Source organism: Caballeronia sp. LZ003 (assembly GCF_031451465.1).
Lineage (GTDB): Bacteria > Pseudomonadota > Gammaproteobacteria > Burkholderiales > Burkholderiaceae > Caballeronia.
The window spans coordinates 3,052,314-3,066,418 of the sequence record NZ_JARUXJ010000001.1 but is presented as its reverse complement, the minus strand read 5'-3'; the positions used below and the strand labels follow the sequence as shown (position 1 = coordinate 3,066,418).

The window sequence follows — 14,105 nt, the reverse complement described above, 5'->3', positions numbered from 1 at the left end:
CGTGGCCGTCGTCGGGGACGGCCTGAAATACGCCACCGTCATGATGAGCGCCATCGACGCACAGCTCATCGAGCAACTCAAATGGGCGGTGGAGGATGTCGCGCGCTGCTATCACGTGCCGCTCTACAAGATCGGTGCGGACCCGACCGGCTCGAAGACGGCGGCCAACATCGGCGCGCTTGAGCAGTCCTATTACACCGACTGTCTGCAAGCGCCGATCGAGGAGCTCGAGCTTTGCCTGGACGAGGGGCTTGACGTGCCAGACGGGCAAGGCTTTGAGGTCGATGTGCGGGATCTGTTGCGCATGGACCCGGTAGCACGCTACGACGCGCATTCCAAAGCGGTGGGCGGCGGGTGGATGATGCCGAACGAGGCGCGCGCGGCCGAGAACCTGCCGCCGGTCGCAGGCGGCGACACGCCCTATCTCCAGCAGCAGAACTTCGCGCTCTCGGCGCTGGCCGCGCGCGACAAGCAGCCCGCGCCAAGCAGCACGGCCGCGCGCACCGAACCGAACGAGGAGCCGACCGATGGCAACGAGCCCGAGTAAGCCGCTGGTGTCGATCACGCGTGCCTGTGCACATTTGCGCGTCTCGCCCGGTGAGGATGACGCTGCCATCAACGACCTCATCAGCGCGGCAAGCGACATCGTGATCGACTATCTGAAGAAGCCCGCGCCTGAGGAGTGGAAAGTCGAGAGCGATTTGACGCCGAGCACAGTGCCGGGACCGGTTCGCTCGGCTGTGCTGCTCGTGCTGGGGCACCTGTACGCCGATCGCGAGGGCGGCGCAAGTCCAATCAGCCCGGCGGTCGAGTCGTTGCTTATGCGCTTTCGTGATCCGGCGGTGGCGTGATGCTCAGAGCTGGCTCACTCAACCGGACGGTGCGCATCGAACGGCGTGCCAAGGCGAAACCACAGGATTTTGAAATACGCTGGGAGGAAGTAGCGACGGTGCCCGCAAACATCCGCATGCTCAGCGGCAAAGAGATGATGGCGTCCAACGCAAACATTTCGATGGGCACGGCGAGCATCCGCATTCGCTATCGCACAGATGTGAAGGCGGGCATGCGCGTCGTCCATGGTGACGCGGCGTTTCACGTGACCGCCGTGTTGCCCGATTATGCGAGACGTGAGCATGTCGATCTCACCTGCGAGACGAGCAGCATCGATATGCCGCCAAGCTGACCTTACCTAGGCGTACCCCCGATTCGAGGACAATTGCCAACCAGAACGCCCTAAACGGTCTATCTTGGTTGTTCGGCCATGACGGTTGTTTTGGCTTGCTCGGCAGCCAGCGATTGCAAAGCGTGTCGATGGGACGAAACCTCAGCGAGAAAGTATCGGCAGCAAACGGCCCCTGAGATCATTGCTGCAAGTACGGCAATTCGAAAGATATCTTTCGTCACCTTTATACGCATCCCAATCCACGCGTCCTGTGGGCAGATAGAGAAGCCGCAGCCGAAAGTCCATGATCGGCCCTCGTGCGGCCCTGCTCAACGATCGCCTTTGCTTTTGAGCCAGCTAATCGGGCGGAAACCCTTGTCAAGCTTGGCGCGCCCGGCTGGGATCGAACCAGCAACCCCTGCCTTCGGAGGGCAGTACTCTATCCATTGAGCTACGGGCGCGTTGACGAGGATCTTGGCTGCGGGGGACGCTGGAGAAGCGTCTGCAAGACCCATGCGAATCCGAGAGAATACCTGTTTTCGATGAATCCGTCCATCGCGCGGCCTGCGCGAGCGCCTTTCGTGGAAGCTCGGAACCCGCGCCGGTTCGGGTAAACGCGCGTGAAACCAAAGCAGGCGGCCCACGCGCTGCGTTAAACGTTCCGTCTATAATCGACCGTGCCCTCATACAGAAGGAGGGCAATCGCGGTAGCCACACGCTGTCACTGAACCGACTCACCTAGAAAAAACGGGAGACGAGACAAGCATGAGCGAAGCACCCCACGGAGCCCCAATAAAAACACCCGGCCAACTCATCGCGGCGGTGATCGCGGGGTTTGGTATACCGGTCGCCATCATCATCCTGCTCGCGGTCTATGTGAATAACTCGACTCGCACCGGCGCCGGCACCGACCTCGAAGCTTCGGTCAAGGAACGTATTGCACCGGCCGCTCAAGTCGATATCCGCGATGCCAACGCGCCACGCGTCTACAAGACCGGCGAACAAGTCTTCAAGGCCGTGTGCTCGGCCTGTCACGCGGCAGGAACCGCAGGCGCGCCCAAGTTCGGCGATGCCAGCGCCTGGGCCCCGCGCATCAGCGAAGGCTACGACACGCTTCTGCATAACGCGCTCAACGGCAAGGGCGCCATGCCCGCGCGCGGCGGCACGAGCCCCGACGACTATAGCGACTTCGAAATCGCTCGCGCAGTCGTCTACATGGCCAACGACGGCGGCGCCAAGTTCCCCGAACCGGCTCAACCCGCTTCTGGCGCAACGGCAGGCGCCGCGGCTCCCGCAGCCGGAGCATCCGGCGCGGCGGCTGGCGCGAGTTCGACGGAGAACGCTCAGGCTGCGGCGGCAGTCGCCGCGCTGGCATCGGTGCCGCAGGCGGCTGCTCCGGCAGCGGGCGCGCAAAGCGCCGATGCATCGCAAGCCGGCAAGGCGCTCTATGAGCAGGTTTGTCAGGCGTGCCACGCGGCCGGCGTGCTCAACGCACCGAAGTTCGGCGACAAGGAAGCATGGGCGCCGCGCTTGAAAGATTCGATGGACACCGTCTACAACTACGCGCTGCACGGCAAGGGCGCGATGCCGGCGAAAGGCGGATCGAACGCATCCGATGCGGACGTGAAAGCCGCCGTCGATTACATGGTGAATGCTTCGAAGTGAATGGCGGCGGTAAAAGCCCTGCGTGCGTGTGAGCGTCGCGGGGCTTTGCTTTTACAACGCGATATTCGCCGAACGAGGAGTTAGCCGGCTTGTCGTTCGACCGTAGCCACCGGGACCGCGTCTGCAGCTTTATAGAGCAGAAAAATCTCGTGCATACGCTCGACGCGCTTCAAGACTGCCGAACGCGACAGCGCTCATCACCCCTTCTGCAACATCGCCTTCAACATCGCCATCCGATCCTTCGGCGACAACGGCGCTTCTTCGGCCGTCGGCGGCGGTGCATCGTCGAGCAGCATCTCGGGGATGAAGCGCGATGGCTCGCACACCACCGTTTCCCGCGCACGCTTGCGCTTCTTGCACCAGTTCAGATGCAGGCTGCGCTGCGCCCGCGTGATCGCCACATACATGAGCCGTCGTTCTTCCTCGATACGCGCGGAATCCACTGGCGCGTCATCGTCCGAACTGCCGCGATGCGGCATGATGCCTTCCTCCACGCCCACCAGAAACACGTGCGGATATTCGAGCCCCTTCGAAGCATGCACCGTCGATAGCCGCACCGCGTCCGGGTCTTCGTCGCGGCCTTCGAGCATGGACATCAGCGCGACGGTTTGAATCAGGCCGAGCAGATTCTTGCCGTCATCCGAAAGACCGTCGGCCGTATCGAACCCGGTCTGTTCCGCTTCCGCCGATGGCTCCGGCTTCGTGCCCTTGCGCTTGAGCCACTCGCAGAATTCGAGCACGTTCTGCCACTTCGATTGCGCCTGCCGTTCGTCGTAGGCATCGTAGAGATACGCTTCGTAGTGGATCGCTTCCATCATGTCGTCGAGCACGGTGCTCGCCGGATCGCGCGCGGCGCGGTCCGACAGCCTGCGAATCCACTCGCAAAACGTGCGCAGCGGTTCCACTTGCCGCGCCGACAAGCGCGCTTCGATCCCTCCCATGAACACGGCCTCGAAGAGCGACACCTTCGCCGCGCCGGCGAACGCGCCGAGCGCTTCGAGCGTCGTGTTGCCGACACCGCGACGCGGCGTCGTGATCGCGCGGATGAACGCGGGATCGTCGTCGGGATTCGCGATCAGCCGCAAATACGCGATGATGTCCTTGATCTCGGCGCGGTCGAAAAACGACTGCCCGCCCGACAGCACATACGGAATGCGCTCACGCCGCAAAACCTGTTCGAAGATGCGCGCCTGAAAGTTGCCGCGATACAGAATGGCGTAGTCGCGAAACGCCGCGCGCCGTTCGAACTTGTGCGCCGACAGCCGGAACACGACGGACTCCGCTTCGTGCTCTTCGTCATTGCAACCGGTCACGGTGATGCTGTCGCCCATGCCGTGCTCGGACCAGAGCTTCTTCTCGAACAGTTTGGGATTGTTGGCGATCACATTGTTCGCCGCTGTCAGAATCCGCACCGTCGAGCGATAGTTCTGCTCCAGCTTCACCACATGCAGTTTCGGGAAGTCCTTGCTCAATTGTCCGAGGTTTTCCAGCGTGGCGCCACGCCAGCCGTAAATGGCCTGATCGTCGTCGCCCACGGCGGTGAAGGCGGCGCGCGGACCAGCCAGCAGCTTCAACAACTCGTACTGACAGGCGTTGGTGTCCTGATACTCGTCGATCAAGAGATATCGCAGACGGTTCTGCCACTTGTCGCGAACCTGCTCGTTTTCGGCGAACAGTTGCGCGGGACGCAGGATGAGATCGTCGAAATCCAGCGCCTGATATGCATGCAAGGTCGCCGCGTAGCTCCGATAAACAATCGCCGCCTGATGCTCGTCTTCGTTATTCGCGAGCACGGACGCCTGATCGGGCGAGACCATCGCGTTCTTCCACAGCGAGATGATCGACTGCACCTTGCGGATCAAGCCCTTGTCAGTCGTGCCGAGCTGCTCCTGAACCATGCCGAAGCAATCGTCCGAATCCATGATGGAGAACTGCGGTTTGAGGCCGACATGTTCCGCTTCCTGACGCATGATCTGCACGCCGAGCGAGTGAAACGTGCAGATGGTCAACTGATTCACGGGCACCTTGCGGCCTTCCTTGCCGGGCGTCGTGAGCGTTTTGCCTTCGAGCAGCTTCGCGGTGCGCTCGCGCATTTCGAGCGCGGCCTTGTTGGTGAAGGTGAGGGCGGCAATGTGCCGAGGCTCGAAGCCGCGACCTTCGATCAGATGCGCAATCTTCTGCGTGATCACGCGCGTCTTGCCGCTGCCCGCGCCGGCGAGCACGAGACACGGACCGTCGAGATAGCGCACGGCTTCGCTTTGCGCGGCGTTCAGACCTGCGGACATCGTTTTGGACTTTGAGTTGAGGCTCGCGGCGGCGCCGGTGCCTGATGGACTGCGCGCATCGCAGCGACGCGCGTGCGACCGCAAAAAATCCGCGAGAGCGCGATGTTAACACGATAGAACGCGACGGGTTTTGGCCCTCGTTCGTTCGGACGATGGGTGGCGCTCGCGATTGCGTCTTGTCGCCAAACGGGACCATCGTCCGTCAATCGGCGGATGATCGTGACGCCGCCGTGAACGACGCATCGAGCGCGCCGCGTCCGACTGACATGCCACAATATCCAGCCGGATTACCGATTCAAAGGACGCCAAGCATGAGTTCAAAACTGAAAGTCGGCGTGATGGGCTATGGTCTGGCGGGCGCGACGTTTCACGCGCCGGTCATCGAACACTGCGGCCGCGCGGAGGTAACGGCCATCGCGACGAGCCAGGCCGAGCGCGCCGAGGCCGATTATCCCGATGCACGGATCGTCGCCGATTTCGATGCGCTCCTCGCCATCGACGCGCTCGATTGCATCGTCATCGCCACACCCAACGACACGCACTTCGACCTCGCGCATCGCGCGTTGTCGGCGGGCAAGCATGTGGTCGTCGACAAACCCGTGACGCTTTCCTCACGCGATGCCCGCACGCTCGCCGATCTCGCCGCATCGCGCGGGCTTCTGTTCGCACCGTTCCACAATCGCCGTTGGGATGGCGATTTCATGACCGTGCGCGCGTTGATCGAAAGCGGGCGGCTTGGGCGCATCACGCATTACGAATCGCATTTCGACCGCTTTCGTCCGAAAGTGCCGCAGCGCTGGCGTGAGGAAGCATCGCGCGGCGGCGGCTTGCTGTTCGATCTCGGGCCGCATCTGATCGATCAGGCGCTCACGTTGTTCGGCGCGCCCGCGACGGTGACGGCGTTCGTGAAGGCGCATCGCGACCACGCGCATGCGCCGGATTACGTGCATCTCGTGCTCGGCTATGCGGATAAGGAAGTCGTTCTGCATGCAAGCGCGCTCGCGGCGCTCGATCCGCCGCGTTTCACGATTCACGGCACGCGCGGCAGCTATGTGAAGAGCGGGCTCGATGTGCAGGAAGATCAACTGCGCTCCGGCATGCGGCCGGGGCATTCGGAATTCGGCAAGAACCCGCCAGGCTTGCTGCGCGAAGTCGATGGCGATCACGATCTGCGTCAGGCCTTCGCCACCCGCGACGGAGCGTATGTGGAGTTTTATCGGGCGTTGGCGGGGGCCGTGTTAGACGGCAAACCGTTCCCCGTTAAGCCGCAGGATGCGGTGGACGTGATGGCGATCATCGAGCTGGCTATTCAGAGTGAAAAGGAAGGGCGGCGGGTGGAGTTTGTTCGACATTGACGAAGCGGCCTTTGCGCTCACTCGAACGATTGCGGCAATAATTCCGTGCCTTCCAGCAGGGGCATTTAATTCGCATTAAAGAGACAAACGCCTGGCGCGATCGAGGCGGTAGTATTTCGAATCGACCGCAAACGAATATCCGGAGTGCGTTCCCTTGAATGTCCCGAAAGCTGTTGCAACAGAATGGCTATGCGATCTGATCGATATGGTGATCACGGCGCAGAGCAACGAATTCCAGGTAAGGCGCATCGAGCGAGAAGCGCTTGCGTTCTTGAGCAAGGGCCGCGAACGTCCTGAGATATGTTGGCTCGTACTCGCATTCACCGCGTTTCTCCGTGGTGATCGCGACGAATGCGTTCGTTGCTCCGAGGCCGCGCAGGCATTGGCGAGGCATGACGTCACCATTCTGACCAATGTGGCGTCGCTAATGTGCGATCTCGGAGAGCCGCGCATGGCGGTGAACTACGCGCGCTTGCTCGCCGATACGCAGCGTAGCGACCCGACAAGCCGGATCAAGGCAGCTCATGTATTCGTCACGGCGCTGCATGCCGAAGAGGCGGCGGCAGTCATGCTTGCTCATGATCTCAATGCAACCGTTGCCGAAGGCGATGCGGAGCTACCGCGCGACATCGAAGCGACGGCACAGATCTTTCTTCGTTGCGGCGTCGATGCCGAGCAACGGCTTGCTTTGTTGGAAACGGCGGTCGAAGCAATCCGCTCGCAGGGCTGCATGATTCGCGGCAGCAGGTTGATGATTTACGACGACACAACGAGATACGAGCTTTATGTCGACGAAACTGCAAGCCAGTGTGGAAACGTCAACTTTGCGATTGCCGAGGCATTGACCACGACCTTCGATAACGCGTACCCAGAGGTGATTACCTTCGTCTGTCGCCCTGTTGGTTCGCTTAGTGCGCTTGCCTCCCGCAGTGCGCTAATGGAGGTGGTGCAATGAGCATCGAGGTTTCCGATCTTCTGCATCTTGCGCAGCAGTTGTCGGCAGGCAATAGCGAATGTGAATGGCGATCCGGCGCGTCGCGAGCTTATTACGCCGCTTATCACAAAACGCTTGCCGTGGCGGACGCCTGCTTGCCGTCAACGCGCGAGGTTGCCGGTCAACATGAACGGCTGACAAATCGGCTCATGACCGTAGGGAACAAAGGCCGCGCGCTGGCCTACGTGCTCATCGACCTAAAAAAAGTGCGTACGCACGCGGATTACCATCTCACGGAGCCGTTTAGTCAGCACGACGCCACCGACCTCGTCGCGAACTGTCTGGCGTTCTTGCCGAAAACCGATGCATTTCAGGGGCAAATCAACTCGACCCTGTCAACGACGTTCTGAGGCCGACGCATGGCGAGGCATCGTCGCCAGCCACAACCCGCTCCACCGCACACTCAGCCCCGTCCGAATCCGTTTGACAAGCCCAATTCGGTCGCGTAAATTCGGCCGCACGCGTCGGGAGAGCGCGTGGCTTCTGTCGATTCCAAAATCGCCAAGCGAGCCGCGCCGCCGAAGGGGCACACCCACAAACTCTCAGGCAAAAGGACCGGCCGCGTCGAAGAAATCGCCCTTTCGGGCAATTTTTTCGCACTCTGGAGAGCGGCAGCGGCATCGAACGATGTCAGCAGCCCACCGAAGGGGCGCGCGACGGATTTTTTTGATCCGCGCAATCTCTCAGGTACCGAGGACAGAGGGGTCACGCATCGCAACCGCCAGCCGGTATGCGCTTTGCGCTGCTGAAATTCAGCGAGCAAAGGCATAGTCCGCGGCGAAGGCAGATATCTGCGCGCTGCGTGGCCTTTTTTGTTTCGCGAACCGAGGCCCCGATGACCGCTCTTCAACACACGCCCTTGCATGCCGCCCACCTCGCGCTCAACGCGCGCATGGTCGATTTCGGCGGCTGGGACATGCCCGTCAACTACGGTTCGCAAATCGACGAACATCACGCCGTCCGAACCGACGCGGGCATGTTCGACGTATCGCACATGCGCGTCGTCGATTTCGAAGGCGACGCCGTTCGGCCCTTCTTTCTGCACGCCATCGCCAATAACGTCGACAAGCTGACGACGCCCGGCCGCGCACTGTATTCGTGCCTGCTCAAGACCGACGGCGGCGTCATCGACGATCTGATCGTCTACTACTTCTCCGAAACGAGTTTCCGCGTGGTCGTGAACGCGAGCACGGCGGATAAAGACATCGCGTGGTTCCAGCAACTGAACGCGGAAGGTGGTTTCGATCTGTCGATCCGCCCGCGCGGCGATTTCGGCATCATCGCGGTGCAAGGTCCGAATGCACGCGAAAAGGTCTGGCAAGTGCTGCCGCAGACGCGCGCCGAAACCGAATCGCTCAAACCCTTCAATGCGGCGAAGTTCGCAACCACGCCCTTCGGCGAACTGATGCTCGCGCGCACCGGCTACACGGGCGAGGACGGCTTCGAGATCGTGGTTTCCGCCACGCACGTGGAAGCGCTGTGGAACGCGCTCCGTGAAGCCGGCGTGAAGCCCGCAGGCCTCGGCGCACGCGACACCTTGCGTCTCGAAGCCGGCATGAATCTCTACGGCCAGGACATGGATGAAACCGTGTCGCCGCTCGACGCCGGCCTCGCCTGGACCGTCGACCTGAAAACCCCGCGCGATTTCGTCGGCCGCGCCGCGCTCGAAGCGAACGGCTCGCAGTCGAACTTCGTCGGGCTCGTGCTCATCAAGGAGAACGGGCGTGCGGCTGGCGTGCTGCGCGCGCATCAGAAGGTCGTCACGGCGCACGGCGAAGGCGAGATCACGAGCGGCACGTTTTCGCCGTCGATGCAGGAGTCGATTGCGTTCGCTCGCGTCCCGACGCAAGTGGCGATCGGCGATACGGTGCAAGTGCTCATCCGCGACAAGCAAGTTGCCGCGCGCGTGGTAAAACTTCCGTTCGTGCGCAACGGCAAGACGCTCGTGAGCCTTTGAGGCCCGACAGCGGACGAACGTGGCGCGCGCCATCCGATCACGAACCCCACGAACGAATTACGCAAGGAGCATCCAATGAGCATCCCGGCCGATCTGAAATATACCGAATCGCATGAATGGGTCCGCACCGAATCCGACGGCACGCTGACCATCGGCATTACCGATCACGCGCAAGAAGCGCTGGGCGACATCGTGTTCGTCGAACTGCCCGCAGCGGGCAAGGCAGTCGCGGCGGGCGACGCCATCGCGGTGATCGAATCCGTGAAAGCGGCCTCCGATATTTACGCGCCGGTGTCGGGCGAAGTCGTCGCCGCGAACGACGCGTTGACTTCGTCGCCGGATTCGGTGAATGGCGCACCGTACGAAAGCTGGCTCTTCAAGATCAAGCCGGCCGCCGACGCCAGTCTCGACAAGCTGCTCGACGCCGAAGGCTACGGCAAGTCGATCGGCGAATAACTCACCTCAATGACGAAAGCGGTTGCGTTTCCAACCGGCCGCTTTGCAGGAATTCACATGAAGCTCGAACATCCGGATCACCTGATGAACCGCACCTCCCTGTCCCTCGCCGCGCTCGAATGCCATGACGCATTCGCGGCACGGCACATCGGCCCCGACGATGCCGACCAGCGCGCCATGCTCGACGCGCTCGGGTTCGCATCGCGCGCGGCGTTCATCGACGCGGTGATTCCGGAATCGATCCGCCGTCAGGAAACGCTGCCGCTCGGCGCGTTCACGCAGCCGAAAAGCGAAGCGGAAGCGCTCGCGTCGCTGCGCAAGCTGGCGAACGAGAATCTCGTGTTTCGCACGTATATCGGCCAGGGTTATTACGGCACGCACACGCCGGGCGTGATCCTGCGCAACGTGCTGGAAAATCCGGCGTGGTACACGGCTTATACGCCGTATCAGCCCGAGATTTCGCAAGGGCGTCTGGAAGCGCTTCTGAACTTTCAGCAGATGGTGATGGATCTCACGGGCCTTGCCATCTCGAACGCGTCGCTGCTCGACGAAGCCACCGCCGCCGCCGAAGCCATGACGCTTCTGCAACGCGTCGGCAAGCCGAAATCGAACCTGTTCTATGTGGCCGACGACGTGCTGCCGCAGACCATCGAAGTGGTAAAGACGCGCGCTAAGCCGGCGGGCATCGACGTGCACGTGGGACCGGCCGCGGATGCCGCGAGCGCGAACGCATTCGGCGTGCTGCTGCAATATCCCGGCGCGAATGGCGACGTTCGCGACTACCGCGCGCTCGCCGAAGCGGTGCATGCGGCGGGCGGTTACGTGATCGCCGCAGCCGACTTGCTGGCGCTCACGCTCATCACGCCGCCGGGCGAATGGGGCGCGGACGTGGCTATCGGCAATACGCAGCGTTTCGGCGTGCCGGTCGGCTTCGGCGGTCCGCACGCGGCGTACATGGCCGTGCGCGACGAATTCAAGCGTCAGATGCCGGGCCGTCTCGTCGGCGTGACTATCGACGCGCAAGGCAATTCCGCGCTGCGTCTCGCGCTGCAAACGCGCGAACAGCATATCCGCCGCGAAAAGGCGACGTCGAATGTCTGCACGGCGCAGGCGCTGCTCGCGATCATGGCGAGCATGTACGCGGTCTATCACGGCCCGCAGGGTCTCAAGACCATTGCGCTGCGCGTGAATCGCGTCGCGTCGGTGTTCGCGGCGGGCGTGCGAAAGCTCGGCTACGCGCTGACCAACGACACGTTCTTCGATACCGTGACCATCGAAAGCGGCGCGAGCACCAACGCGCTGCATCAGGCCGCTTACGCCGCGCATGTGAATCTGCGTCATGTGAGCGCGAATCGCGTCGGTGTGTCGCTCGATGAAACCACGACGCGCGACGATCTCACGAAGCTCTTCGCGCTGTTCGCCGAAGTCGCGGGCAAGAACGAGACGTTCGATATCGACGCGCTCGATGCATCGCTTGCCGATCCATTGCCCGCAGATCTCAAGCGCACGAGCGAATACCTCACGCATCCGGTTTTCAATCGCCATCATTCCGAGCACGAAATGCTGCGCTATCTGCGCAGTCTCGCGGACAAGGACCTCGCGCTCGACCGCACGATGATCCCGCTCGGCTCCTGCACGATGAAGCTCAACGCGACCTCCGAAATGCTGCCGGTCACATGGCCCGAGTTCGCGCAAATTCATCCATTCGCGCCGGCGGAACAGACGGTCGGCTATCGCACTATGATCGATCAGCTCGAACAGATGCTCGTCGCGTGCACCGGCTATGCGGCGGTGTCGTTGCAGCCGAACGCCGGTTCGCAGGGCGAATACGCCGGCTTGCTCATCATTCACGCGTATCACGAGTCGCGCGGCGAAGGGCATCGCAATGTATGTCTGATTCCGGCGTCAGCGCACGGCACGAATCCGGCTTCGGCGCAGATGGCGGGCATGCAGGTCGTCGTCGTTGCATGCGATACGAACGGCAATGTCGATATCGAAGACCTGAAGGCGAAGGCCGAAAAGCATTCGGCGAATCTCGCGGCGATCATGATCACGTATCCGTCGACGCATGGCGTGTTCGAGCGCAACGTCCGCGAAATCTGCGAGATCGTGCACGCGCACGGCGGCCAGGTGTATGTCGATGGCGCGAACATGAATGCGATGGTCGGCCTCACCGCGCCCGGCCAGTTCGGCGGCGATGTCTCGCATCTGAACTTGCACAAGACGTTCTGCATTCCGCACGGCGGCGGCGGACCGGGCGTGGGTCCGGTAGCGGTTGGAGCGCATCTGGCCAAGTTTCTGCCGAATCAGGCTTCGACCGGTTACAAGCGCGATGACGCGGGCATCGGCGCGGTATCGTCGGCGCCCTACGGCTCGGCCGCGATCTTGCCGATCTCGTGGATGTATATCGCGATGATGGGCGCGGAAGGTCTCACCGCCGCGACGGCAAGCGCGATTCTCGCGGCCAACTACGTCGCGAAGCGCCTCGCGCCGCATTATCCGGTGCTGTATAGCGGGCCGGGCGGGCTCGTCGCGCACGAATGCATTCTCGATGTCCGGCCGATCAAGGAATCGAGCGGCATCTCGGTGGAAGACGTGGCCAAGCGTCTGATCGACTACGGCTTCCACGCGCCGACGATGAGCTTTCCGGTGCCCGGCACGCTGATGGTGGAACCGACCGAATCGGAGTCGAAGGAAGAGCTGGATCGCTTCATCGACGCGATGATCGCCATTCGCAACGAGATTCGCGCGGTGGAAGAAGGCAGCGCGGATCGCGAAGACAACGTGCTGAAGAACGCGCCGCACACGGCGGCGGTCGTTACGTCGGATGCGTGGGACCACAAGTACACGCGTGAAGCGGCGGCGTATCCGCTGAAGTCGCTCGTGACGCGCAAGTATTGGTCGCCGGTTGGCCGCGCGGATAACGCGTATGGCGACCGCAATCTGATGTGCTCGTGCGTGCCGATCTCGGAGTACACGGACGAGTAATCGATCAAAACCGCGGAACCGCCCGGAAACGTCAAGCATTGTCGGGCGGTTTTGCAGCGCGAGTCAGAAGGGCTAACATCTCACCCCGGACCAAAAGCCAAAACAGGGAGTTCATATGGCGACAAGGGTGCGAGAGGTGAACGAGACGAAGCGCTTCCATGCCGCGCGATTCATGCTGTGGGCGTTGGCTTGCGCCGCGCCGTCCGCGCATGCGGCGATGAATTTCTGTGCCGCGCCCGCCATGCAGACGAGCGAGCGCACCAATGCCGATCCCGGCGTGAAGGCGCTCGTGCAGATGGTGCAATCGCACGTCAACGACCAGCCGAAGCCGCTCGCGAAATTGCATACCGAAGGCACGCTGCCGCACGAAGGCATACGCGACGAGAGCATCGAAGCCGAAAAGGATCTCGGCTTGATGCGCGATGCCGCGCTCGCCTGGCGCGCGACCGGCGACGAGCGTTATCTGCGTCTCGTCGACCGCTTTCTGTTCGCGTGGACGACAACGTATCAGCCGAGTTTCAATCCGATCGACGAGACCAACTTCGAGTCGCTGATCCTCGCCTACGATCTGACCGCGAGCGCGTTGCCGGTGAAGACGCGCAACGCGGCGAACGCGTTCATCACGAAGATGGTGACGGGCTACGTCGCCGACATGGACAAGCAGAAGCGCCCGCTCACGGGCACGTATCGGAACAACTGGCAGAGTCATCGCGTGAAGCTGGTGGCGATGGGCGCATTCACCATCGACGACCGCAAGCTCATCAACGCGGCGCAGCGGCTGTTCGTCGAGCATATCGGCGACAACATCGCGCCGGATGGGTCGACCGTCGATTTCGCCGAACGCGATGCCTTGCGCTACGTCACCTACGATCTTCAGCCGCTTGTGACGGCGGCGCTGGCCGCGCGACGGCATAACCGCAACTGGCTGCCGGAGCGCGCGCAGTCGGGCGCAACGCTCGCGCAAGCGCTCAACTGGCTTACCCCGTATGCGCTCGGCACCCGCACGCATGACGAATTCGTGCATTCGACCGTGTCTTTCGATGCCAAGCGTCGCGAGGCCGGATTGCCGGGATTCTCGGGTCAGTGGGACCCGAAAAACTCTGCGGAACTCTTTCATCTCGCGGCGCGTCTCGACGGCCGTTATGCGCCGGTGGCGTTGCGGCTCGCGCCGACGCCGCCTGCGTGGCTCGCGGTGTGTCTGCCGTTGCCGGCGCGATGATCCCGTCTCAAGCAGCTCAAGCAA

The 14,105-nt window shown here is 62.3% G+C and carries 12 protein-coding genes, 1 tRNA gene and 2 riboswitches; of the genes, 11 read left to right on the top strand and 2 right to left on the bottom strand.

From position 1 onward, the window contains the following. The 3 genes from QCE79_RS13935 to QCE79_RS13925 all read left to right on the top strand — a co-directional run. Nucleotides 1-547 (top strand): phage portal protein (locus QCE79_RS13935; RefSeq protein ID WP_309844872.1); only part of this gene is annotated, 547 nt, incomplete at its 5' end. Beyond that, nucleotides 528-851 carry a head-tail connector protein gene (locus QCE79_RS13930; protein ID WP_309844870.1) on the top strand — a complete coding sequence of 108 codons (324 nt, stop codon included), beginning with the start codon at nt 528-530 and terminating at the stop codon, nt 849-851. The genes QCE79_RS13935 and QCE79_RS13930, both read left to right, overlap by 20 nt. A gap of 29 nt (nt 852-880) precedes the next feature. Further along, nucleotides 881-1,183 carry a phage head closure protein gene (locus QCE79_RS13925; protein WP_309844867.1) on the top strand — a complete coding sequence of 101 codons (303 nt, stop codon included), beginning with the start codon at nt 881-883 and terminating at the stop codon, nt 1,181-1,183. Between the two features lie 364 nt (nt 1,184-1,547). Here the strand turns inward: QCE79_RS13925 and QCE79_RS13920 are convergent. Next, nucleotides 1,548-1,623 (bottom strand) — tRNA-Arg (locus QCE79_RS13920). Between the two features lie 304 nt (nt 1,624-1,927). Here QCE79_RS13920 and QCE79_RS13915 point away from each other — a divergent pair. After that, nucleotides 1,928-2,827 (top strand): c-type cytochrome, encoded by a 900-nt coding sequence (locus QCE79_RS13915; RefSeq protein ID WP_309844865.1) that lies wholly within the window; start codon nt 1,928-1,930, stop codon nt 2,825-2,827. A gap of 197 nt (nt 2,828-3,024) precedes the next feature. On the opposite strand, the gene QCE79_RS13910 is transcribed toward QCE79_RS13915, so the two are convergent. Continuing rightward, entirely contained in the window at nt 3,025-5,112 is a 2,088-nt protein-coding gene (locus QCE79_RS13910; protein ID WP_244826576.1) for a UvrD-helicase domain-containing protein, read from the bottom strand. Nucleotides 5,113-5,423: 311 nt separating this feature from the next. On the opposite strand from QCE79_RS13910, the gene QCE79_RS13905 reads away from it, so the two are divergent. The 7 genes from QCE79_RS13905 (at nt 5,424) to QCE79_RS13875 (ending at nt 14,081) form a co-directional block, all read left to right on the top strand. Next, nucleotides 5,424-6,467: an oxidoreductase gene (locus tag QCE79_RS13905; RefSeq protein ID WP_309844862.1), complete on the top strand. Its 1,044-nt coding sequence runs from the start codon at nt 5,424-5,426 to the stop codon at nt 6,465-6,467. Nucleotides 6,468-6,621: 154 nt separating this feature from the next. After that, on the top strand, nt 6,622-7,422 hold the full coding sequence (locus QCE79_RS13900; RefSeq protein ID WP_309844858.1) for a hypothetical protein: 801 nt from the start codon (nt 6,622-6,624) through the stop codon (nt 7,420-7,422). Next, nucleotides 7,419-7,811, top strand: a complete 393-nt coding sequence (locus tag QCE79_RS13895; RefSeq protein ID WP_309844857.1) for a hypothetical protein — start codon at nt 7,419-7,421, stop codon at nt 7,809-7,811. The genes QCE79_RS13900 and QCE79_RS13895 overlap by 4 nt, the downstream gene beginning before the upstream one ends. 105 nt (nt 7,812-7,916) lie before the next feature. Beyond that, nucleotides 7,917-8,030: riboswitch (glycine riboswitch) on the top strand. Nucleotides 8,031-8,052: 22 nt separating this feature from the next. Then, nucleotides 8,053-8,171, top strand: a riboswitch (glycine riboswitch). A 125-nt stretch (nt 8,172-8,296) separates the two neighbouring features. Then, nucleotides 8,297-9,418: a glycine cleavage system aminomethyltransferase GcvT gene (gene gcvT, locus QCE79_RS13890; RefSeq protein WP_309844854.1), complete on the top strand. Its 1,122-nt coding sequence runs from the start codon at nt 8,297-8,299 to the stop codon at nt 9,416-9,418. 75 nt (nt 9,419-9,493) lie between these two features. Beyond that, nucleotides 9,494-9,874 carry a glycine cleavage system protein GcvH gene (gcvH, locus tag QCE79_RS13885; protein WP_250466057.1) on the top strand — a complete coding sequence of 127 codons (381 nt, stop codon included), beginning with the start codon at nt 9,494-9,496 and terminating at the stop codon, nt 9,872-9,874. A 57-nt stretch (nt 9,875-9,931) separates the two neighbouring features. Then, nucleotides 9,932-12,862 (top strand): aminomethyl-transferring glycine dehydrogenase, encoded by a 2,931-nt coding sequence (gene gcvP, locus QCE79_RS13880; RefSeq protein WP_309844850.1) that lies wholly within the window; start codon nt 9,932-9,934, stop codon nt 12,860-12,862. 172 nt (nt 12,863-13,034) lie between these two features. Then, nucleotides 13,035-14,081 carry an alginate lyase family protein gene (locus QCE79_RS13875; protein ID WP_250509721.1) on the top strand — a complete coding sequence of 349 codons (1,047 nt, stop codon included), beginning with the start codon at nt 13,035-13,037 and terminating at the stop codon, nt 14,079-14,081. Nucleotides 14,082-14,105: the final 24 nt, after the last annotated feature.

What these genes read in the sequence shown, in the direction of transcription:
- QCE79_RS13930 (WP_309844870.1), top strand. Translation starts at nt 528, where the DNA reads ATGGCAACGAGCCCGAGTAAGCCGCTGGTGTCGATCACGCGTGCCTGT.
- QCE79_RS13915 (WP_309844865.1), top strand. Translation starts at nt 1,928, where the DNA reads ATGAGCGAAGCACCCCACGGAGCCCCAATAAAAACACCCGGCCAACTC.
- QCE79_RS13910 (WP_244826576.1), bottom strand. Translation starts at nt 5,112, where the DNA reads ATGTCCGCAGGTCTGAACGCCGCGCAAAGCGAAGCCGTGCGCTATCTC.
- QCE79_RS13905 (WP_309844862.1), top strand. Translation starts at nt 5,424, where the DNA reads ATGAGTTCAAAACTGAAAGTCGGCGTGATGGGCTATGGTCTGGCGGGC.
- QCE79_RS13895 (WP_309844857.1), top strand. Translation starts at nt 7,419, where the DNA reads ATGAGCATCGAGGTTTCCGATCTTCTGCATCTTGCGCAGCAGTTGTCG.
- gcvT (WP_309844854.1), top strand. Translation starts at nt 8,297, where the DNA reads ATGACCGCTCTTCAACACACGCCCTTGCATGCCGCCCACCTCGCGCTC.
- gcvH (WP_250466057.1), top strand. Translation starts at nt 9,494, where the DNA reads ATGAGCATCCCGGCCGATCTGAAATATACCGAATCGCATGAATGGGTC.
- gcvP (WP_309844850.1), top strand. Translation starts at nt 9,932, where the DNA reads ATGAAGCTCGAACATCCGGATCACCTGATGAACCGCACCTCCCTGTCC.
- QCE79_RS13875 (WP_250509721.1), top strand. Translation starts at nt 13,035, where the DNA reads ATGCTGTGGGCGTTGGCTTGCGCCGCGCCGTCCGCGCATGCGGCGATG.